We start from the raw sequence: 20,783 nt of genomic DNA, 5'->3' as shown, positions 1-20,783 counted from the left end.
CCCCTTTTGGCACAGTGTAAGCCCAAAAAGCGGCGCCGCTTCCACGGGGCCAAGTCGTCTGCACGTTCGTTTGACTCACTAGCGATAGCTCGTCATACATAGAGATAGCCTCATGGCGAACGGAGTTGCTCGGAGGAGAACAAGATGGAGGAGTCACTTGATTGGCGCCCGTTGATCCCCATATGGCGGATCAGAATCTCCCTGCTCTGGACGACTACGACTCAGGCTTCAGGCTGGGGCGGATGGTAAGCCCCACGATCCTCAGAATCGAACAAAGTCTATCCTGCTCGACTCGCATGCGGAAGTGCATTGGGATGAGCAAAAAGTGAGCCCAACCATGTGACCCGATACTTCCTGACTTGGGTCAAAATCTAATCGCAAACTAGACCTTTTTCAAAAGCCACGAGAGATTTAGGGTCCTCTTCTGGAGGACATCAGAAATAATAGTAATTTGGCGAGCTTGCTGTGTTGGATACCGCCCGTCTTCATGACGAAGTAACAGCGAGCGAGATCAGAGTGCCGAGACAACTATTCCGACGACGGCTAGGCCGAGGAGCAAGCTGCGCTTGTCGGTGATGGCATATACCACGGGGTCTTCATCGAGTTCGCCACGCGATGCCTGAAGCCAGAGCCGGCTGAGCCAGAGGAGCAGGACTGGGACAAGAAGCCAGAGACGGCCAGGATGCTTGTACAAGGCTGTGTCAAGATCCGATATGTAGAGCGTGAGGACGACGACCGAGGCATAAGCGGAGGCTGTGCCGAAGCTTCGAAGTTGCTCAATATCCGAGATGAGATATCCACGGCCATTGGCGGGAGCTGCCCCACGGAGGCGGAGAGATTCCAGTTCTGCAAAGCGCTTGACGAAGGCAAGGGAAAGAAAGAAAAAGATGGAAAAGCCGGCGAGCCACTTGGACACCTCGATCCCGGTTGCTCCGGAGCCGGCAATGATTCGGACGGTGTAAAGGCCGGATAGGATAATGACGTCCAGCAGGACTACTCGTTTCAGCTTGAGCGAGTAGGCAGTGGTCGTGACGGCATAAAGCAAGAGCCAATTGGCGAAGCGGAACGGGTGCTGGAGAGGCGAACCGAAGGGACCGACGACTTGAGGAAGGAGGAGGGCAAGCGCTGCAGCGGCGGCCAGAAAGCTGACGACGATGAGGCAACCAGACATGGCTGAGAGATCACCGGCGGCAAAAGGCCGGCGGCGCTTGCGATGGTGGCGGCGGTCGGCCTCGAGGTCCAGTAGGTCATTGACGATGTAGGTGGCGGAGGCACAGAGGCCAAAGGCGAGGAAGGCGAGGATCGATCCGGCGAAATGGGAGACAGACCAGGCATGGGCCAGGAGAAGCGGAAGGAAGATTAGAACGTTCTTGGCCCACTGATGGAGGCGGATAGCGCGGAGCCAGGCCTTGGCTGGGTTGGCACGGTCCATAAATAAGTGTGCCGGGGTGATGTGTGCTGAGCGTAAGCCGGCCGAGAGGCTAGAGGTTGGGTTGGCGACCATGGGCTCGATACAGCGAGTGAGGATAGGAAGGTCTGGGCTAGCGTTGCCTATATAGGAGAACTGCTCGCCGAACTGCTGGATAAATGCTTGATATTTGTTGTCGCCAGCCAGATTGTGTGAGCCGTCCGAGGCGAGAACGCCGGTGAATATTTGGTGATGAGCTGCGATTCGGTCGGCCAAGGCGCGGTCTGCGGCGGTGGCGAGATAAATGGCCCGACCCTGCGCGTGCTGGTTAAAAAGGAACTCCAGCAGCGGCTTGTTATACGGGAGGGCGGAGACGTCAAGCGAAATGGTGTTGGTGACGTGCTGCTTGAACGAGGCCTTGCCCTTAAGGATCCAGCCGGGGATGGAGAGGAGCAGGCGCGGGTGCTGGCGGGCAAGAACGAGGACGGAGTCGACAAGGGTATCCGATTTGATGAGAGTGCCGTCGAGATCGACGCAGAGCGGCAGACTAAGAGTAGGCGTGAAGGTGGACTCATTCGGAATGAAACTAGGCATAAATCTGCACTCGAGGTTGAAAGGTTGCTGGCCGCGGTTTTGGGTCAGTGAGGCTTCGCGCCAAACTCGTACGATTATAGGGAGCAGGATCACGCCAGGCGTGCAGAAGCCACTAGAGTGAGATTAAAGCATCGGAAGACAACGAATGCTTAATGCGAATAAACGTGATAACGCAAATACGTATTTAGGTATGCATCGAGCATAATCTACATCGGCACACCAAGCCGCGCAATCGGGTAACAGTCCGTAGACCGGTCGCCTGCATCGCAGATGATGTGAACTCCGTAACAGACCTTCTACCGGCTTACATCTAAGCGGCTCCTCTTGCCGGCTAAACTCCGCAAAACCGCAGAAAACCTGGGAAAATACCAATTCATTCGCTCTCGCAGCTGCGTTCTAAACTTGGTTTTAGGCGCTGGAGTCTGCCAGGGTGTGAGCGCTCGGGCCCTCCAATACAGATCCTTATAATGAGGTTCTTCATCAAAACTCCAAGGTTTGGCGCTCCCGACGAAGTGGACGATAGCGGGCAGTTTACGTATTTGCGCAAATTCACGAGCGCCGATTCGAAGCTGACCTGGAGAACAATCTGCGTAGGGTGCGTGGAAATTCCAACGGTAGCTCAAGGCGATAATCCGACCTCGCAGGACACCATTGAGAATATCCTGGTCGTGGGCTAGCAGATGTTCAGCATGAAGATTGGCGTAACGTAAGAATTGCTCAAGAAGGTTTTCGGCACGCCAAAGTTTTAGATTAATCAGCAGGGTGCCTCCATTAAAGTAGGGATCGCCTGCCTTAAATCCTAGGGCAGCTTGACCGGCATATGGTTCAGGAACGGCCGCCAAGGATGAGACTGAAAGGTCTGTCTCCCAGAGACTCTGGATATTTCCGCAGACGACCATATCACAATCGAGATAAAGCAATTTGTCGATGGCAAGATCAACAAATTCCGTCATAAAAAGACGGAGATAACTGGCGATCGTGATGTTCCGATCGGTTCTAAAACCATACTGATTAATGTTGTATCGAACAAACTCGACCGCGGGAAAAATCTCTCGAATCTTGGGCTCAGCAGCTAGGTTCTCGATCATAGAACACACTATGATCCGAAACCTCAGAGAAGGATTCGCTGCCAAAAGCGAGGCGATCGCCACACCCAGGTGCTTCCAGTAATGATGATCCGTGCAGAAAAGGACGGGGATGAGGTCTTGCTGCTCTCGATCAGTCGTCATTGATAGGCTACTGTGACATCCAAGAGCAATGCTCCTCCACTACATGATGACGTGAAATCTAACCTTGAATAGGCAAGCCGTCCTAGGTGAGGATCCGCCAGTTTAACGAGATCAATGTGTTGCAGCGCAGAAACATGCATTGCAGATGTTCTCGCCACTCAAGCATTATCCAGCCATGCTATCTTCCGATTCCGTTTGTTGCAACTCGTTTAGCACGCATCGTTTAATTACAACTATCTTGCAAGCAGATTAGCAAGATTTGCGAAAAGGCGGTTGCCCGCCAGGCCCCAGGGGCCGAGCACACTCAGATAGAGGAAGGTGGCCATGCCGGCGGGAGCCGCATTCCAATTTGCTAAAAGAGCGCGCATCCCCCCAGATCCTTCTCCATGTCTATTGTCCGTCTGATACAGGAAGAGCATGTAAAGCGAGATGTTGATGCAAAGAGCGGCGATCCAACGCATAGCATCATGACCAAGCGGTATGAGGAGAAGAGGCACCAAAAAAAGGCAGCAGACCGTTCGCTGTAGTCCTATCGAATATCCCCTTCCCTCGATAACCGAAATGAGCAACCTCCAGAGGACAACTTCATACGGAATGCACATCAGAAGTGTGAGAGCGACGCGCGCTACAAGGGATATGGTGTAATGCGTCAGAGCAAAATGAACCTGTTCTCCTAACGAATTATGAAGTGCAACAAAAACCGTTCGTTCAATCGGCATATCCGTTCTTGCCTGTGCGCGGCTCACCCATTCAGCCTCTAGTCCCTTCATCTTTCCGAAATGAAGGATGGATAAGAAGCAACTAGCTATAACGGCCAGGTGAATTCCTACAGCTGCGGGTTTCAAGCGTCTTTGATGGATAAGTTCGATTATCAGAACTAGGACAAGCGGATAAAACATGAGCAGAAATCCCTCATGAAGGACTAGCCCTAAAGCCGAAAAGAGAGTGACTGCAAGCAGTCCGGTATTGCTCCGCAGCCGCATGAGGCAGAAGGCACCCGCAAGCAGAGCCATGTAAAGAAAATTGTCCATCTCTCCTCCCATATAGGCTAGATGAGGAAGAAAAGCGGGAGCTGCCAGCAAGAAGGCCGAGAAGCGGCGTTCATTTAGGGTACCAAAAAGCATTGACCGAAAAACCAGGTAGGTGCAGACAACGACAATTCCAAGGATCAACGCTTCAACGACAAAGATCGATCTCCAAGACAAATAGTTGAAGTGCGAGAAGACCTGACCAACCAAGGCACGCCGAACAAATCCGTTATGGTAGTTCAAGAACCAATGAGAAGGTCCGTAGGTCCGCAGGTCAGGCGGGGTGTTTACATATCGCAGTGCAAATAGTGCTGGTAGTAAGGCGTAACACAAGGCAGGGAAGTTGAAACGGCTTGAATCGGACGCAGATAGGGTCGGATCGATGGTCAAGAGCTTCCTTTCGAGGATTGCTGTCTGCCGCTTTGGCAGAGAATGGCCGCTTTGCCGTAGGGCTCCGGTGCGATTCAACTCACGTAGCGCCAGGCGGCAAGAGTCACCGTAGCCAGGTTAGGTTGTAGACGTTAGGGGCTTAAAACGGAACTAGGTCGTTGCTTCGGAATCCAAACCACCTCACGACCGTAGTAGCAGCGACCTCACGCCCATAGTAGAGAAACTTTATAAGAGGATTGATATTGGGAGGCCATGGCGCCGCGTGAGTCTGCCAGCTGAAATTGTATAGTGCAAGGATCACACCTAAACGGGGGAGGTGATTCTGAGAACTGATGACTTCAGCACTATTCCAACCCTTGCCTGTCATAATGAGGTGACTAAAGAAGATGTTTCCCAAGGTGTTGTTCGCCTCCTGATCAAGAAACACCGCCTCATTTGGAACGCCCATCTCTGCTGCGGCTTGGGCCATCACCTGCGACTCGATCGAGTGATTGTTAGAAGCTCCACCAGAGAAAATCAAATGCTTAGCCTTGCCAGCGCTGAATTCTTTGACACCTTCCAGAACTCGAGCTTTTTGCATTGGAGAGAGGGTGCCGTCGTCCGCGGTAGGACAGCCAATCACAATAATTGCATCGAAAGACTCTAGTTGACCGTTCTCTTTCGGGACCGTTAAATAAGAAATAGCCATCCCGGTCATGATGCATACCACCACGGCAAACACTAACCAAAACTTGCGCAAGTCCAACTCCTGTCTAAACGATTGTTGCCACTCGGTGAGGTATAGCCTTGGCTACGATGGCGCATTTGGTACAGCAGAAATCAACTCGTTCCTTATAAGTCTAAATCGGATGACTGCCAGTTCCGTGACTCTAGAGTGGAGCTGCAAGGGTAGAGGTTCTCAGCAATTATAGGGCCCGTCATGAAGTTCCCCGAGCAGCAAATTACCGAGGAGCCGCAGGCACAACAAAAATTCTAAAGGGAATATATGCCAATTTATCGGTTGGCTGATCGTGAGCCTTTTGTGTCAGGGGCATGGGCTTTGCTTTGGGCTACGATAAGTCTATGAGCATTAAGGGGTTGGCAGAGGTCCGGTTTGCGCCGCTTCGCAGGCGTTTGCGCGCGTGGTGGCTGAGGTGCTGACGACGGCGGGGATTCCGGTGGCGCTGGCTTCCATCATCACGCCTACTCCGGCGTTGAGCTATGCGGTGCGGGAGCGTGGGGCTGCGGGTGGCGTAATGATCACGTCCAGCCACAACCCGGCGCAGTGGAATGGGGTGAAATACAAGGCCAGTTATGGTGGGTCGGGTAAGCCTTCGATTATTTCGGCGATTGAGACTTATCTTGGTAAGCCGCTGGCTGCGGCTGCAGAGCCGTCGAAGCTTGAGGAGGTCAACTTCAATCCGCCTTATGTGGAGGCGATTGCGAAGTTTGTGGATCTTCCGGCGATCAAGGCTTCCGGTAAGAGGTTTCTGATCGACTGCATGTATGGTGCGGGGCGGGGGATCATCTCCGGGATCTTTGCCGAGGCAGGGGTGCCGTATGTGGAGATGCGGGCGGAGATCAATCCTGATTTTCCGGGGATCAATCCGGAGCCGATTCTGCCGCATATCGCGGAGACGCAGAAGCGCGTTGTCGCCGATGCGTGCGATGCGGGTCTGGTGACGGATGGCGATGCGGACCGTATCGGCGCTGTGGATGAGCACGGCAACGTGGTGGATGCGCACAAGATCTTTGCGATCCTGTTGCAATGGCTGCTGGAGCGCAAGGGCTGGCCGGGCGATGTGACGCGGGCGTTCAACACGACGAAGATGCTGGACCGCATTGCAGCGAAGCATGGTCGCAAGCTGCATGAGCATGGGATCGGCTTCAAGTATGTGTGCGACCTGATGCTGACGGAGAATATTCTGATCGGCGGGGAGGAGTCCGGCGGCGTGGGGATCAGCAGGCATCTGCCGGAGCGCGATGGGCTGCTGAACAGCCTGCTGCTATGCCAGGTGATGGCGGATGAAGGCAAGACGCTGGGTGAGTTGGTGGCTGCGCTGCAGGCGGAGTATGGCGAACATCAATACAACCGGATCGATATGCATATCAACGATGAGTTGAAGCAGAGTGCGATCAAGCGCGCGAGTGCAATCAAGGCGGGCGATGACTTTGCGGGGATGAAGGTCAATCGGGTGGAGACGCTGGATGGGATCAAGTTCTACCTCGAGAATTCACATTGCACGGATAAGGTGAATGCAGCTGAAACCTGGCTGCTGCTGCGCGCATCGGGTACAGAACCGCTGCTGAGGGTTTACTGCGAGAGTTGCTCGGTTGAGAGCGTGGATGCGGTGCTGAAAGTGGCGGAAAGCTTTGTGCTTGAAGGACGTGCGTGAATTGCAACGGACTGTCACGCGAAGCGATAAGTTCCGGCTAAACATCATGAGTTTAGGGTCGGCCGACGATTGGGCAAAATACTTATTCTTGTGCCGCATCTGGGCCATTCGTTAAATGGCTGAACCTGTATGGGTTTGGATAGAAAGAGAATGCTGGGTTCTCAAGGCTGGCGAGGTTGACTTAACCTTCTCGGGATCCGACTAATTGTACGTTAGACAGGTAACACGCTTTGGGCTTTAGAAGCTGCTTCACTTTCGCGTTGTAACCGATATTCTGCATAAAGCAGCACCTCATCAAGATCACGGATAGTCAGCTGCTTAGCTAGTTGTGTTAGCTGGTTCAGCTTGTCTATCGATCTAGTTTGATGTGTAGGGGCGGGGAAAAACGCAGCGACAGGAACATCAAAAAAATCAGCGATCTTCTTGAATTGGCTCAGCGTGGGCTCATAAATGCCATTTTCCCAACGCGATACAGTGTGACATGCCACTCCAACGTGCTTTGCGAGGCCAGTTTGTGAGACGCCCTTCTCGTTGAATGATCTGCGGATAGTTCTAATCCTGTCACCTATAGCCATCCGAAGCATCATGTCTGCCACCTAACCCTCCCGAAAGACAATTTAGCATTCTGAATCTTTGCAGGTTAAACATGCCTCTCAAAAAGATTTGTGTAGATAGAGCGTTGATTTGAGATCAGAGGAAAGACTTCTTGCAGAAGTGTGAACGCTAGACTTCGTTTATAGTTCTGCAATGGGTAGACGGATTCATCCAATGGCATTATGCTCAACTCATCCATTCGGCCGGTAAGCTGCTTGAACTATCCATTCAAAAGGAGTGTTCGTGATCTCCCCTTCTCAATTCATCAACTACGAGCCTAGTTCATCAGAAATAGCGAAGCAATGTAACTACAAAATGTGTAATCCAGCGCGTTATATGCTTGAGCAGTCAGAAGGCTCAATTGTATATCTCTGTGCAAAGCACGCGTTTGAGTTCTTCAGAGACGAACGAATACGTGAGTATGCTGTATTGCTGAAGGCTGCTACCGAGAAAAAGGCTCAATCGGCCTCCGCCAATATTTTGTCAAACTGAAAGCTAGCATCATCAGTACAGATGCATCGAGCTCAAAGCATCAACTTGTTCGAATGGCTGATTCGACCACTTGACATTGTGCAACTGGTGAATAAGAGGTCAACCTGGCAACACGCCAGAATAGCGAATTCTCAACAACCATAAAAGAAACTGCAAAAACTTATGTTGATCACCATTCGAGCACAGGCGAGAAACAGAATAGAAGTTCGCGCTTCATTTGAGGACGGCCAGGAAGCTGTTCCCAAGAATGGTGATGTGATCATCTGCTTTGGGGGTCGTGCAGTTGTCGAGGAGAGTTATTCATTTACTGCTAACGATGGTAACAAAATAGTTCACCTTGATGTCCGACATCTAGGGAAACTCTGCACAAGTTCTGCGTCCGCGGCCTGATGGATTAATCTGATGGTTAGGGGTGGATGGCGATGAAGCAGCAGACGTTTGCGTCCCAGTCGATCTTTGAGAAGTATGGGCGGAAGTCTCGGCGGGAGCTGTTTTTGGATGAGATGGAAGCGGTTGTTCCGTGGCCCGAGTTACAGGCTCTGGTCGAACCGCACTACCCGAAGGCCGGCAACGGCCGTCGTCCTGTCGGGCTTGCGATCATGCTTCGGACGTACTTTATGCAACAGTGGTTCAACTTGTCCGACCCCGGCGTCGAAGAGGCGTTTTATGAGTCCTTCACGCTGCGGCGGTTCGCTGGTGTTGACCTGGGCGTGGCTCCGGCACCGGATGAACGACAGTGCTGCGCTTCCGCCACCTGCTCGAAAAGCATGACCTTGGCGGTGCCATGCTCGACGCGGTGAACCTGCATCTGGCGGCCAGGGGCAGTCCGCATCGAGACCGGCACGATCGTGGATGCGACCATTATTCATGCGCCTTCTTCGACCAAGAACGAGAAGAAAGAGACGTGATCCGGCGATGCGTCAGACTCGTAAGGGCAAGCAGTGGTACTTCGGACTGAAGGCGCACAGGTCGGCGTTGATGCAAAAGAAGGTCACGTGCACTCAGTGGCAACGTCGGCGGCCAACGTCTCCGACGTACACATGCTGCCGGATCTGCTACATGGGGAGGAGCGCAAGGTGTGGGGCGACGGCGGCTATCAAGGCCAGACCAAGGCCATCCGGCAGGCCGCGCCCAAGGCCCAGGACATGACCTGCAAGCGAACCAGGTTCAAGAACTATGTCGATGAAGCGGCAAAGAAGAAGAATACGACGAAATCAAAAGTAAGAGCGAAAGTAGAACACGTCTTCCGTATCCTGAAGCGCGTCTTCGGCTTCGACAAGGTACGCTACAGGAGGCATCGCCAAGAACCATCACCGGCTATGCGCCAACTTCGCCCTCATCAACCTCTACCTCCACCGCAAGCACCTGGCGGGAACCGCCGCCTAGCGCCGGGAGACGGGCTATGAGTCTTCGACTCCGCACAAACCCCAGCCAGAACAAGCAAAGCACGGCCCAACCGCAGAAAAACTTGGCCGCCGACTCAAGTCACACACCGACATCGTCAAATCGGCCGCCTGCGCAGAGGCTCCCTAGCGGCTTCCTCCCAACCTTTTGCGAAGCTTTTACTAAAGAAGTTGCACAGTGTTGCTCTAATGCGGAAGTCAAAGCAGTTGGTTCAAGTGGGCACAACCATTCCAAAACATTGGTAACGTTCTAGAAGGTTACCAATGGCTAACTAGGTCCGTAAAAAGTCAATTAGCTCCGGACTTATGGGAGCCAACGACTCAGCCTATCTTGGTTTGTTGGCCGCAGCGTGGAGGTTTTCTATGCTGCGACTCTCCGGAGGCGCAACCATAGTTCGGAAGGCAACGAAATTAGTCTATCTGATGTAAATACCCGTCCAGTTGGAGAAGGCCTCTCTTATTCGATACACGGGGTATTCTGGATGTATGCTCCAGACTCCCAGGCAAACGTCGTCCGATTCCATGGAAACGCCAGATGGCGGCCCCTCCGCAAAACAAAGAAGTGGATCGGAGTTTCAATCCTGGGGCCGCTACCCGAAGTACTCCGGCAATATCGTTCCGCTTCAGTGGCAGCAGAACTTCCCGGGTAGGTTGGGCGCGCTGGATAAAGGCTCACTGCCAGTGGGGATGGGCCGGAGCTACGGCGATTCCTGTTTGCTGAACGGCGGCAACCTGCTGCTGACCACGGGCATGAACCGCCTGCTTTCGTTCGAACACGAAACTGGGCTGCTGACAGCCGAGGCGGGGATCACTCTAGCGGAGATCCTGGACTTTGCGGTGCCACGTGGTTTCTTCCTGCCGGTGACGCCGGGGACGAAGTACGTGACGCTGGGCGGCGCGATCGCCAACGATATCCATGGGAAGAATCATCATGTGGCGGGTACGTTTGGCAGCCATGTGACGCAGTTTGAGCTGGTGCGGTCCGATGGTTCGCATCGGCGGTGCTCGAAGACGGAAAACCCGGATTGGTTTGCGGCGACGATCGGCGGGCTGGGGCTAACAGGGCTGATTCCGTGGGCGCAGATTCGGCTGCGGCCAATCGTGAGCCGCATGATCGACTACGAGGGCATCCAGTTTCACGGGATCGACGAGTTTTTGGAGCTGACGCGGCAGGCGGAAAAGGTTGAGTACACGGTGAGTTGGGTCGACTGTGCCTCGACCGGCAAGAACTTTGCGCGCGGCGTGTTCATGCAGGGGGACCACTCCCTCATTCCGGGAGAGTTGAAGCCGAGCCAGGAGCCGAAGCTGGTGTTTCCATTCGACGCGCCGGGTTTTGCGCTGAACCATACGACCGTTTCGCTGTTCAATACGTTGTTCTTTCATAAGCAGATGAAGCCGCGGGTTCAGGCCCTGCAGGACTACGAACCGTTCTTCTATCCGCTGGACAAGGTGCTGCACTGGAATCGAATGTACGGCAAATCCGGGCTGTTGCAGTTTCAGTACGCGATCCCGTGGGAGTCGGCGCGTGAGGGTACGATTGCGATTCTGCACGAGATCGCAAAGTCCGGTCTTGCGAGTTTTCTGGCTGTGCTGAAGGCGTTTGGCGACGTTCCTTCGCCGGGGCTGATGAGCTTTCCGCAGCCGGGGATTACGCTGGCGCTCGATTTTCCGATCAAGGCCGGCGTGACGTTTCCGTTGTTCGAACGGCTGGCAGATATGACGCGCGACTTTGGCGGCAGGCTCTATCCCGCGAAGGATGCGGCGATGACGGCCTCGCAGTTCCAGATCTTTTACCCGCAGTGGGAGCAACTCGCCCGCTTCCGCGACCCGATGTTGACTTCCAGTTTCTGGGAGCGCGTTACCGGAGACCGTCCAGGCCAATGAGCACCTATCCCCCGAATCAAGATCCTTCCTCCACTACGACTGAACGGTTGCAGACCCGCCGTTCCAAACCTGCAGTGAACCAAGTGCCACGTAAAATCCTGGTGCTGGGCGCGACCTCCGGAATCGCTGAGGCGACGTGCCGGATCTGGGCGCAGCAGGGTGCGAGCTTATTTCTTGTGGGGCGCAATCAGCAGAAGCTGGATGCTGTTGCGGCAGATCTGAAGACGCGCGGTGCGAGCTATGTGGACACGGCTGTCGCGGATCTGGATGACACGTCCAGCCATCCGGCACTGCTAGCGCATGCGATCAACTCGCTGACCGGCATGGATATTGCGTACCTGGCGCATGGCGTTCTGGGCGATCAGGCTGCTGCGGAGCAGAACTTTAAGACGGCGGCGCAGATTCTGCATACGAACCTAATATCCGCAGTGTCCTTACTGACGTGGCTGGCGAACTTCTGCGTGCAGCGTCACGCGGGCACGCTAGCGGTGTTGTCGTCCGTTGCGGGTGATCGTGGGCGTAAGTCAAACTATGTATACGGCGCTTCAAAGGCTGGACTGAGCGCATATGTGGCAGGGCTGCGCAACCGTGTTGATCGCGAGGGCGTGCATGTCATTACGATTAAGCCAGGGCCCACGAAGACGGCAATGACCGCCTCCATGCCCGGGTCTGAAAAGTTTGCGGATGTGAACAAGGTGGCGGCTACGATTGTGAAGGCGATCGATAACAGGACTGACAATCTTTATGTGCCGTTCCAGTGGCAGCCGATCATGTTCATCATCCGGCATATTCCGGAGCGGGTGTTCAAAACATTGAACCTTTGAGGCTATACATTAGCTTCGCGACGGCGATCTTGGAAGTTTCGTTCGCATGAAATCCTATTTTGGGACGATATCGCTACCAAATTCGACGTACGCCAAAGGATTCTAATTTCGCATCCAAGCTAATGATCGGGATGTCTTTTGCTAGAGCCTGAGCAGCCAACATGCAATCAAAGGGATCGCGATGCTCGCTGGTGAGACGCCCAGCTCTAAGAGCACTCTCTACGTCTATGGAAAGAAGGTTATATCCAGCGATCTCGATGATATCGAGAAAGTCTCGTTCGAATGCTTCTGCACCAGGTAGTTTTCCAACACGCACCTTCGTCGCAATTTCCCAAGCTGACGCAGTAGACACCAGAATGGTGTTTCTTTCGTCTGCGATCGTACTGGATGCCTTCGAACTAAGGGTTTCAGGAGAGAGAATCGCCCAGAGTAGGGCATGAGTATCCAGAAGAACAGTCAATCATGTTCTCCGTTCCATAATGCAAGCTCTTCTTCTTCAAGTGGCTCATAGAATGCACTCGTGAGAAGAAAGCCTGGTGTACTCAAGGCACCGAGCCTCTTTTTAGAAACGATGTGAATGGCTTGTAGTTGAGCAACAGGGGTTTTCTGTCGACCCGAGGTGATGATCACGGTTTCGCCCTTTTGAGCCTTCTTCACAAGAGCAGAAAGGCTTGTTTTGGCCTCGAAAATAGTTGCGCTGACCATCCCATCCTCCAAACTGCTAAGCTATCTTAGCTAAGAGAGATTAACTTGGCAACTTGATGGCTGCTGTTCCAGTCGACAACCGGTCAATAGAAAGCCGCAACTGTTTTGTTATGTCCGGCCTGCGGTCTAGCCATGCGCACTGCCAAGATGTTGACCATGCACGAAGTCGAGGGAGTCGACATCTTGCATAATCTTAGCTCTTGCTCCGTCCGGCCCTAAGAGCTCTCCTGGACTCACTATCTAAACGGTGCTGCTCAAGTTTTTGGGCGACCCGTCCGGAAGGAGATTCAAGAATTGGGATTACTCGCTGGGTACAAAAATTGATTACATCTGTATAGGTCATGTTCCACTTTTGGGTTGCGCGTTTCATGCGTAAATACTCTGGCAATGGCATCTTTACAGTGACGCATTGCAAGGGGCGCTTCGCATGAGGCTGAGCCATGTCTTCGAGAACAGCTTCCATGAAGAGCTCTCCTAATTGGTCAGGTGGAGCAGTCAGCCGGAACTCCTCCAATTCGTACATGACTTGAACTTTCTCCATATCTTCGCCACCTCTGAGTACACGTTAACAGGCCAATGACTCTGATTCAAGCTGATTGAAGACCGATATCCATCATCCATGACGAAGCTATCACGGAGTTGCGTATGTACATACGCAACTCCGTGCCTGTGCTCACCCGATGCGAGCATTCGAAAAGAGTTCGTTGTTATGGGCTGTATCTGAGTCCTGGGATAGAATTTCCTCACTGAACCCATAAGCGGGCACGGAACATATTTATGAACGCGTTTCTTTACCTCATCGTGCCCCCCTTTTTGTACTTGGCACATCGCATCATCACCGCCAAGAACAAAGCTGAGACTGAAGACACTGCCCGGCCTGGTCGTGGACCTATCCGATTACAAAATGGCCTTCATGTTTTTAGACCCAAAGCGATCCCGATCGCAGCGAAGCCGCCAAGCAAAGTGACAGTAATTAATCCTAGAGATTGGAAGAGGCCAGAGGAGAACCGCCGTCCACGTCCGAGAGCAAGCTAGAGCCGTGCTCGATCGCATTATTCACCCTCTTCGTCGGAATGCCACATCGTCATGGGAAGTTCTCGTGAGCCTCGCGGACCACAACGCTCTCGACATTAAGATTAGCTTGCCACCCCGTTGCCTAAATATCTTGGCCCAATGCCTGTCATGGGCGGTCCGTCTTACCGTCTCCAAGTCGCAGCATGGGTCGAGGGTTCCGGGGCGGGAAACCCACCACGATTAATTTGCCATAATTACGCTTGTCCGCAGGGAACTAAGTCAGCTCGGGTCCTTTGTTCCGTCCTAAGGGATTTTTGTTGGTTGGTCGCCGGTTCTTATGTAGCTCGAGGCGTGTTTATCGGCACATCAAAAGACTGGCATAGCAGCTTCATCGCTTCATCTTTCGCAAAGTGACTTCTACGTCGAAGACCTTGGCCCAGGCAGAGCATAGGATCCGCAAGAAGTCTATACGGATCCCCCAACAGTGGGATTCGGCTCCCAATCCAAGTCCGTTACATTTCTAGGTGTAATCTCCGTTGGTTCGTCCCCTGAGGCGTGGCTCTACGGCCGCTCTCAGGGGTTTAACTCTTAATCGAGAGGGCGAAGGGCGTCTTCATCTGGGCTCCCATCGCATATAAAAACGTCCGAAGAGCCTTCGCGGTCGCACCTTGCTTTCCAACCACCTTAGCAACATCGGACGCCGCTACAGTGACTACAAACGTCGTCGTGTGAGCTAATCGAATTTCTATGTTCACGGCGTCAGGGTTTCTCACAAGAGCGCGCACGATCCGAGTCAGAATTGCGTGTGCCTCGAGCTGACCTGCCGACATACCTCTACCTCAGTCCGCTGGTTGAGCATAGCGAATAGAGCCGTGGCAAATAGTAGCGATGCCCTGATCAATGACAGATTTGCAATTTATCGCCCTAAACCGGATTAATGGCGTCGGGCGGCGGCGGTGGTGTTTTGTGCCGATGGTGAAGCCTGGAGCTCTCCGTATGGGAAGAGTCGTGCGCAAGGTGAGGCCGTGCGACGTGCGGTCGGACGATTCCGGGTGGCGGATGCAATGCCCTCCCTGACGCTGAAAGAGTAGCGGACGCAATAGCTGCATAGGCAATGGAGAATGCTCTATATAGTTGCATTGGTTCCTCGCAACGTAGCGTAGTCGTCTCATGTTGAAAGTTTAGACTGATTGCCCATCGTGAGAATCCATTCTACGACCAACATTACATTAACAAAGTGCCGAGAACCTCTGCAGTGAGGTGACCCATCTGCTTTCATACCGTTCCAAACTGGGAACGAGGCCGAGCGTCGTAATTCGTCAGCGAATCTGACCTCTTTGACGAATGCCAGAGCATCATGAGCGTCACTAAGGGGATCCCTAACAAAGTAAAGACAGCCAAGCTGAGGACGCGTTCAGTTGTCGGCGGTAATTTGCGGCTATGGCTGGCGACCGAACGGTCCAGCGCTAGCGCGCATAGAAAATTAACGGTGCAATAGCAACCAAACAAAAATATGATCGTATTGGCATTCATTGGACTTGAGATGCACATCTTAAGACGGAAGATCCATGTCGATATTCATCAAATCAACAACATTTTACTGCCAGAGTGGCTGGATGTCTGCCATGCATCGGTTACTGCTAGTTACCAAAGAAAGCCAGCGGCAACATCATTCAAGCATTAAGATCGGATCAGGACGCAAATGAGAACGTCTGGAGCTTGTAATGACTGCTTTTTGCCCAGAGTGTAAAGAAACGAAACTTGACACGATCAATCACACAATCATCGATACCGTCCTTCAAACATTGGGTATTCATCACTATCGGTGTACCTTCTGTCATCGTGAAACTTACAGTTCCGCCTCTCTCCTTGTGTCGCCACAGAAAAACCGAATTGAATCCTCGCACCAGCGGGCGGCGTGACAATTTGAGATGAGCGTATCGTAGCAGGCAACCTGATTGGGTACGAGTACATCCATTGATAAGCATTACTCTTGAAAAGACCCACTGTCTGATGGCGGTGGGTTTATTTTTTTAAGATTGCCATTACTCCTTGAGCTCGCATTCCAACAGACTTATCTAACTCAAGAGTGCAGCACTGCAGTAGCGATTTGCTGCTTATCGTTAGAGAGTGAGCTTCAACGGCTCATGGAGTCGCCCAGGCTCTATAGGCGCTGCCTGAGATGTCATGGCCGCCATTCTTAGGGGGCTCTTCGGTTGATGCAGTCGCGTATTTACGCTCATCGCGTTTCCTTTTGCCTTAGTTCAATGGCTGCATGGATTCTGGTGGGCAACAGTCTGGTTAACGGGTAAGCCTGTGATGCGCCAAGCCCTTGGAGGCTTTTAATCTAACAAACGGGCTACGTGCCCATTAGCTTTCATAAGCTCTCACATTTCCGCCTCAAAGATCTCACAGATTCAATCAGGTATGGTTGCAGATTTCCTTTCCTCTCAAACGCTTGTCAATGAGGGTTCGCAAATCCACATGTTCAATTAACATCTTGAGCAACGTAAATCTTCTTTGAATCTTTATTCGTCGTATCTCGGCGCTTGCCGAGTGTGTCTGGAAAGATTCGCCTTTCAATGCTGAACCGTAGGGGACATTTTTTGCATCCATTCAAAAAGGTCTGGATTGCCGCCGAAGGGTGCCTGAGAACATCCGCTTCTGACGCAACTTGGGTCTCCCATTAGCAGGGTCATTGATCATGAACCATCGGCCAGCTACTCGGCCGGTGGTCAACGAGCAGATTTGCAGATTGACCACTTGCACAATTCACTGCGAACCAAAACGGGGCTCTACAACTAAGCGCAAATTGATTGACGGACAAATTTTTATAACATTTGTTGGCTTTTTGAACGTCCGATAAGAATCGTTATGTCTCCTGCTTGTGTAAGCGCAACGCGATAATGGCTCTTCCGTACATTTGGTGAAGGATGGTTTAGTTGGGGCGGCTGCTCTTTGTCGCCCTGCTCAGGCGGTGTGAAGTACTCTGAGTCTGAGCAGGTCGAAGCCGGCTCTGCCATACATCTGGCGCTTGATGAGCTTGAGCCGATGGACGTGGCCTTCCACCTGGCCCTGGCTCCACGGGAGCTTGAGAGCCGCTTCAACCGCATCTCGATCTCTGGTCAGGTGGCTGGCGAAGCCGGCCAGTGCCGTTGTCTTCGCAGCCTCGAACCACGGTGTGAGGGCTGGAAGATCTCGCTGCGTGATGAGTCGGAAGAACTCCTTGGCCAGCTTGGCCGCGACAGACACCTCGGGTGAAGCCTGGTAGACCTGTTCAAGATAAGTCTGAGCGGAGGGCGTTTCCTTCAGGATGTGCCAGACCGTCTGCCGGACTGAGATACGTGGTGCAGCTCTGTGTGGAGCGGCTGCTGCCGAGGTCGGTTGATAGCCACGCCGGCAGCGAAGCCAGCGTCTCACGATGTTAAGTTGACCCGTGAAGCCTCGTTCCCGCAGTTCGCGCCACAGCCGGGACACGTTCCTGCAGCCCTGCTCAAGCCGTCGGTCGAGGTACTCGGCATAAGGATCGACGATGCCTGGACGTGGGCTCCGTTGCGCTTCGGGGAACGTCTCGGTTCTGAGGAACTTGCGTACGGTGCGATGATCGAGTCCCAGCTGTCGGCCGATCGCAGCATGGGACGCTCCTGTCTGGCCCAGCCGATGCACCTCTTCGTAGCGGCTGAAGCGACGCTCCCGGTTGCGGAGGCTGGCCCGTAACTCCCACGGCGGAACCGAAGGTTGCGGAGATGTGACGACGCCTGGAACCTCCCCCATGCTGCTTCTCGCTGCTTGTGTGAGCAGTCGATGATGCGGACTGAGCGCGTTTTTCAGTGCTTCGCTCAGGTTCCGCAACAGGTGCCAGCGATCCGCCACCTGTACGGCTCCAGGCGCGGCCAACCGTGTGGCTTGAGCGTAAATACCGCCTCGGTCCCGGCTCACGATCTCACTGCCAGGATGCTCCCGAAGCCACGCAGCAACAGTTCCAGCCTCCCGGTCCGGCAGCAGATCGATCACCCTGCGGCTCTCCAGATCACACAGGATAGTGCCGTAACGATGGCCTTTTCGCCACGCCCAGTCATCGATATCGAGTACACGCGGAGCCACGACCGGCGCACATCGGGCGCGGCAACGAAGCTGCCGCAGTAAGGTGGAGCCACTGACCAGCAGGCCGAGACGACGGGCCAGCCGAGCTCCGGCCTGACCGCCGATCATAACCGTGATCCAGTCCAGAGCTTCACAAGAACGCAGCGTCCGCCGACTATAGCGGAGCACGGTGCCGGAAAGCGGTTCGGTAAAACATCCGCCGGCGGCAAGTCTCGACAACACAGAAGAACTTGCGGGTCTGAAGCAGGATCGAGACCAGAATACCTTCCCACGGCAGATCGCCCAGCCTGCGTAGATACCGGCTGTGAACCCGCCGCGAAGCCGTACCGCAGACAGGGCAGCAAGAGAAAGGGCGAGAGGTTCGAAGCTCAACCTCAATCAACCCAGTCCTGGGCCGCAAACAAACCAATTCAACTTCAGAAGTGCTCGGTAGCAACGTCCCTCGAACCATCCGGAACCTCCAGCGTGCTACCTCCTTGCTACGCCTGCAAAGAGCCGCTGGAAAGAATCACCAAATGTACGGAAGAGCCGCGATAATGTCGTAGCTCTGCAAAGCCAAAGTGTCGCCGGGTGATTCTTGGGAACAAGGATCGTGAGGCGAAGATTGGGCTGGCTACAGATGAGCAAGCAGGAGCTACGGCGGGTTGAGGTTTTGACCGAGGTGCTGGCGGGCCGTCGGACGACAGAGTCGGCGGCGGGTGTGCTGGGCGTGAGCTTGAGGCAGGCGCAGCGGCTGGCGGTAAGGTATCGTAATGGCGGTGGTGGTGCCCTGATCCACAGGAGCCGCGGTCGACCGGCGAGCAACAAGCTGGGCGCAGGGGTTCGGGAGCTGGTGCTTGAACTGATCCGGCAAAACTATAGGGACTTCGGACCAACGTTCGCAGCGGAGATGTTGCAAGAGCGGCATGGCATCGAGGTCTCACGCGAGACGCTGCGCAAGTGGATGGTTGGGGCCGGTGTGTGGCTGTCGCGCAAGCAGCGCAGGAGCTTCCACCAGCCAAGGCTGAGACGCGAGAGCTTGGGCGAGCTGGTGCAGATCGACGGCTCAGAGCACCGCTGGTTCGAGCAGCGCGGTGAGCCCTGTACGCTACTGGTCTTCATCGACGACGCCACCAGCCGGCTGATGCAGATGCGGTTCGTTCCGAGCGAGAGCACCGCCAGCTACTTCGAGGCGCTTGACGGCTATCTGAAGTCTTACGGCTACCCTGTTGCCTTTTACTCGTACAAGCATTCGGTCTTTCGAGTCAATAAGCCGGAAGCCAAGGGCGGTGCGGGTATGACGCAGTTCGGCCGAGCCCTCGCAGAGCTCAACATCGAGATTATCTGCGCGAAATCCAGCCACGCAAAGGGTCGCGTCGAGCGTGCCAACCGAACGCTGCAGGATCGTCTTGTCAAGGAACTCCGGCTGGACAACGTCTGCGACCTGGAAGCCGGCAACGCCTCCTCCCGGCGTTCATCACTCGCTTCAGCGACCGATTCGCTCTCTCTCCCGCAGCCCCTGCCGATCTGCACCCGGCGTCTGAACCTGCCAGCAAATCGAATGACTGACATCCTGTGTCATCGCGAGCAACGCCACGTTGGCGATCAGCTCACCTTGGCCTATGACCGCAAGCAGTTCATCCTGGAGCGCAACGAGGTGAGCGAAGAGCTTGGCGGCAGGTATGTTGACCTTTACCACTTCTCGGATGGACACCTTGAGGTGCGCTCAAACGGTCACGTGCTTCCCTACCGTGTCTTCGACAAAGACCAGCGCGTCAGTCCCGCAGCGGTGGTGGAGAACAAGAGACTTGGTCATGCACTTTCGCTGATCAAGGCCAGGCAAGATGCAAAGCAACTGACCAAATTCCAGACCAACAGCGAGAAGAATGGCTACCGCAAGAAAGGACGAACGATCGCAGGCGCGCCGTCGGCCACAAGGGCAGCTATGGAGATGTGGAAATCGCCAAAGAACGGCGATTCCACACATCCCCACAGCACGACGGCGATCTCTTATAATGACAAAACCGCTTTGCAGATCCAGCGACGGTATCGCTTTGCACCAACAGCGTAAAATGCATGTTATGTCTCCTGCGTGAGTAAGCGCAGAGCGATAAAAAGTCTTTTCCGCACATTTGGTGATACTACCCAACGATCCCTCGAAGCGTCTATGCTGCTATTAATTCAGATGCTTATGGGGGCGCGCGCTCCTAGCTTGAGGGGCGCCTCAACAGCCTTGCTTCTTTTCTCGTCTTTTGGACTCATCTTCACCAAAGGCAAGGAAGAACCATAGGAATGTCCTACGTAAGACAAGGCGTCAACTAAACCTTCGTAACCTCTACGTATATCGGTGAAATTGATGAAGGGTTCAGATGATCCCCTTGAAAATTCAACGACCATATGCCGTGCCCCCGCCACGTCGGGGGCAAAGATTGAGACATTCTGTTCGTAGTTTGAACGTGGTACATATTGGTTTTCACTTGTAGATCTTGGGATAGCTGCAGCGTTGGTAGTGAGTTCTGGCATGAATTGGCGGAAACAGATCATTACTTGTCTAAGATGGATGGTGATTGTGTGAGCCGTGTGAATACGAGGATGCCTATGGAGCTGTCCAACCGTACAGAATAGCGATACGGTGTTGAGTGCCGTGAGGTGTGTTGCTGCTCCTGCGCAAGTGATGCAGTTGTGAGGGCCGTTAAGAAGTAAGAACAGCCATGGTTAGTGCTTCCGAAGGAAGCATCATCAACTGTAGAGCACTTTGTT

General features: G+C 53.8%; 17 protein-coding genes and 2 pseudogenes. 7 read left to right on the top strand and 12 right to left on the bottom strand.

The annotated features are described in order from the left end of the window. Positions 1-511: 511 nt before the first annotated feature. The 4 genes from ACIX9_RS22375 to ACIX9_RS22360 form a co-directional block, all read right to left on the bottom strand. Complete coding sequence (locus ACIX9_RS22375) at positions 512-2,002, bottom strand: UbiA family prenyltransferase (protein ID WP_013573166.1); 1,491 nt, start codon at positions 2,000-2,002, stop codon at positions 512-514. 296 nt (positions 2,003-2,298) lie between these two features. After that, positions 2,299-3,231, bottom strand: a complete 933-nt coding sequence (locus ACIX9_RS22370; RefSeq protein ID WP_013573165.1) for a glycosyltransferase family 8 protein — start codon at positions 3,229-3,231, stop codon at positions 2,299-2,301. 233 nt (positions 3,232-3,464) lie between these two features. After that, a complete protein-coding gene (locus ACIX9_RS22365) occupies positions 3,465-4,502 on the bottom strand; it encodes a hypothetical protein (RefSeq protein ID WP_198152262.1) in 1,038 nt (345 codons plus the stop codon). A 286-nt stretch (positions 4,503-4,788) separates the two neighbouring features. Beyond that, complete coding sequence (locus ACIX9_RS22360) at positions 4,789-5,388, bottom strand: YdcF family protein (protein WP_013573163.1); 600 nt, start codon at positions 5,386-5,388, stop codon at positions 4,789-4,791. 373 nt (positions 5,389-5,761) lie between these two features. Between ACIX9_RS22360 and ACIX9_RS22355 the strand changes: the two are divergent. Then, positions 5,762-6,691: pseudogene (locus ACIX9_RS22355) on the top strand (phosphoglucomutase/phosphomannomutase family protein); the annotation flags it as partial. Positions 6,692-6,730: 39 nt separating this feature from the next. Next, positions 6,731-7,024, top strand: coding sequence for a hypothetical protein (locus ACIX9_RS27575; protein ID WP_332308653.1), 294 nt, complete (start codon positions 6,731-6,733; stop codon positions 7,022-7,024). Positions 7,025-7,236: 212 nt separating this feature from the next. On the opposite strand, the gene ACIX9_RS24330 is transcribed toward ACIX9_RS27575, so the two are convergent. Continuing rightward, positions 7,237-7,611: a helix-turn-helix transcriptional regulator gene (locus tag ACIX9_RS24330; protein ID WP_232298990.1), complete on the bottom strand. Its 375-nt coding sequence runs from the start codon at positions 7,609-7,611 to the stop codon at positions 7,237-7,239. 250 nt (positions 7,612-7,861) lie between these two features. Between ACIX9_RS24330 and ACIX9_RS26590 the strand changes: the two genes are divergently transcribed. The 4 genes and pseudogenes from ACIX9_RS26590 to ACIX9_RS22335 all read left to right on the top strand — a co-directional run bounded on the left by ACIX9_RS26590 (position 7,862) and on the right by ACIX9_RS22335 (position 12,221). Beyond that, on the top strand, positions 7,862-8,110 hold the full coding sequence (locus ACIX9_RS26590) for a hypothetical protein (protein WP_013573161.1): 249 nt from the start codon (positions 7,862-7,864) through the stop codon (positions 8,108-8,110). Positions 8,111-8,532: 422 nt separating this feature from the next. Continuing rightward, positions 8,533-9,496: pseudogene (locus ACIX9_RS22345) on the top strand (IS5 family transposase). 539 nt (positions 9,497-10,035) lie between these two features. After that, on the top strand, positions 10,036-11,397 hold the full coding sequence (locus tag ACIX9_RS22340) for an FAD-binding oxidoreductase (protein ID WP_013573160.1): 1,362 nt from the start codon (positions 10,036-10,038) through the stop codon (positions 11,395-11,397). Then, positions 11,394-12,221, top strand: coding sequence for an SDR family oxidoreductase (locus ACIX9_RS22335; RefSeq protein ID WP_013573159.1), 828 nt, complete (start codon positions 11,394-11,396; stop codon positions 12,219-12,221). The genes ACIX9_RS22340 and ACIX9_RS22335 overlap by 4 nt, the downstream gene beginning before the upstream one ends. Before the next feature lie 73 nt (positions 12,222-12,294). Here the strand turns inward: ACIX9_RS22335 and ACIX9_RS22330 are convergent, their stop codons facing one another. The 6 genes from ACIX9_RS22330 to ACIX9_RS27240 form a co-directional block, all read right to left on the bottom strand. Continuing rightward, a complete protein-coding gene (locus ACIX9_RS22330; protein WP_013573158.1) occupies positions 12,295-12,681 on the bottom strand; it encodes a type II toxin-antitoxin system VapC family toxin in 387 nt (128 codons plus the stop codon). Further along, the gene (locus tag ACIX9_RS22325; protein ID WP_013573157.1) at positions 12,678-12,926 is read right to left on the bottom strand and encodes a type II toxin-antitoxin system Phd/YefM family antitoxin; all 249 of its coding nucleotides are present in this window, start codon (positions 12,924-12,926) and stop codon (positions 12,678-12,680) included. The genes ACIX9_RS22330 and ACIX9_RS22325 overlap by 4 nt, the downstream gene beginning before the upstream one ends. Before the next feature lie 193 nt (positions 12,927-13,119). Beyond that, positions 13,120-13,467, bottom strand: a complete 348-nt coding sequence (locus ACIX9_RS22320; RefSeq protein WP_013573156.1) for a hypothetical protein — start codon at positions 13,465-13,467, stop codon at positions 13,120-13,122. A gap of 1,054 nt (positions 13,468-14,521) precedes the next feature. Beyond that, a complete protein-coding gene (locus ACIX9_RS27835) occupies positions 14,522-14,770 on the bottom strand; it encodes a KH domain-containing protein (protein ID WP_013573155.1) in 249 nt (82 codons plus the stop codon). A 2,140-nt stretch (positions 14,771-16,910) separates the two neighbouring features. After that, positions 16,911-18,212 carry an ISL3 family transposase gene (locus ACIX9_RS25185; protein WP_408609742.1) on the bottom strand — a complete coding sequence of 434 codons (1,302 nt, stop codon included), beginning with the start codon at positions 18,210-18,212 and terminating at the stop codon, positions 16,911-16,913. Continuing rightward, on the bottom strand, positions 18,199-18,495 hold the full coding sequence (locus ACIX9_RS27240; RefSeq protein ID WP_232298984.1) for a transposase family protein: 297 nt from the start codon (positions 18,493-18,495) through the stop codon (positions 18,199-18,201). The genes ACIX9_RS25185 and ACIX9_RS27240 overlap by 14 nt, the downstream gene beginning before the upstream one ends. Positions 18,496-18,663: 168 nt before the next feature. Here ACIX9_RS27240 and ACIX9_RS22305 point away from each other — a divergent pair, with 168 nt between their 5' ends. Beyond that, the gene (locus ACIX9_RS22305; protein WP_013573152.1) at positions 18,664-20,094 is read left to right on the top strand and encodes an ISNCY family transposase; all 1,431 of its coding nucleotides are present in this window, start codon (positions 18,664-18,666) and stop codon (positions 20,092-20,094) included. Between the two features lie 110 nt (positions 20,095-20,204). Here the strand turns inward: ACIX9_RS22305 and ACIX9_RS26585 are convergent, their stop codons facing one another. Further along, positions 20,205-20,546 (bottom strand): hypothetical protein, encoded by a 342-nt coding sequence (locus ACIX9_RS26585; RefSeq protein WP_198152261.1) that lies wholly within the window; start codon positions 20,544-20,546, stop codon positions 20,205-20,207. Between the last annotated feature and the right edge of the window lie 237 nt (positions 20,547-20,783).

This window comes from Granulicella tundricola MP5ACTX9, assembly GCF_000178975.2.
GTDB classification, from domain to species: domain Bacteria; phylum Acidobacteriota; class Terriglobia; order Terriglobales; family Acidobacteriaceae; genus Edaphobacter; species Edaphobacter tundricola.
The sequence above is the reverse complement of the archived record's forward strand: the minus strand, read 5'-3'. Positions and strand labels throughout refer to the sequence as shown.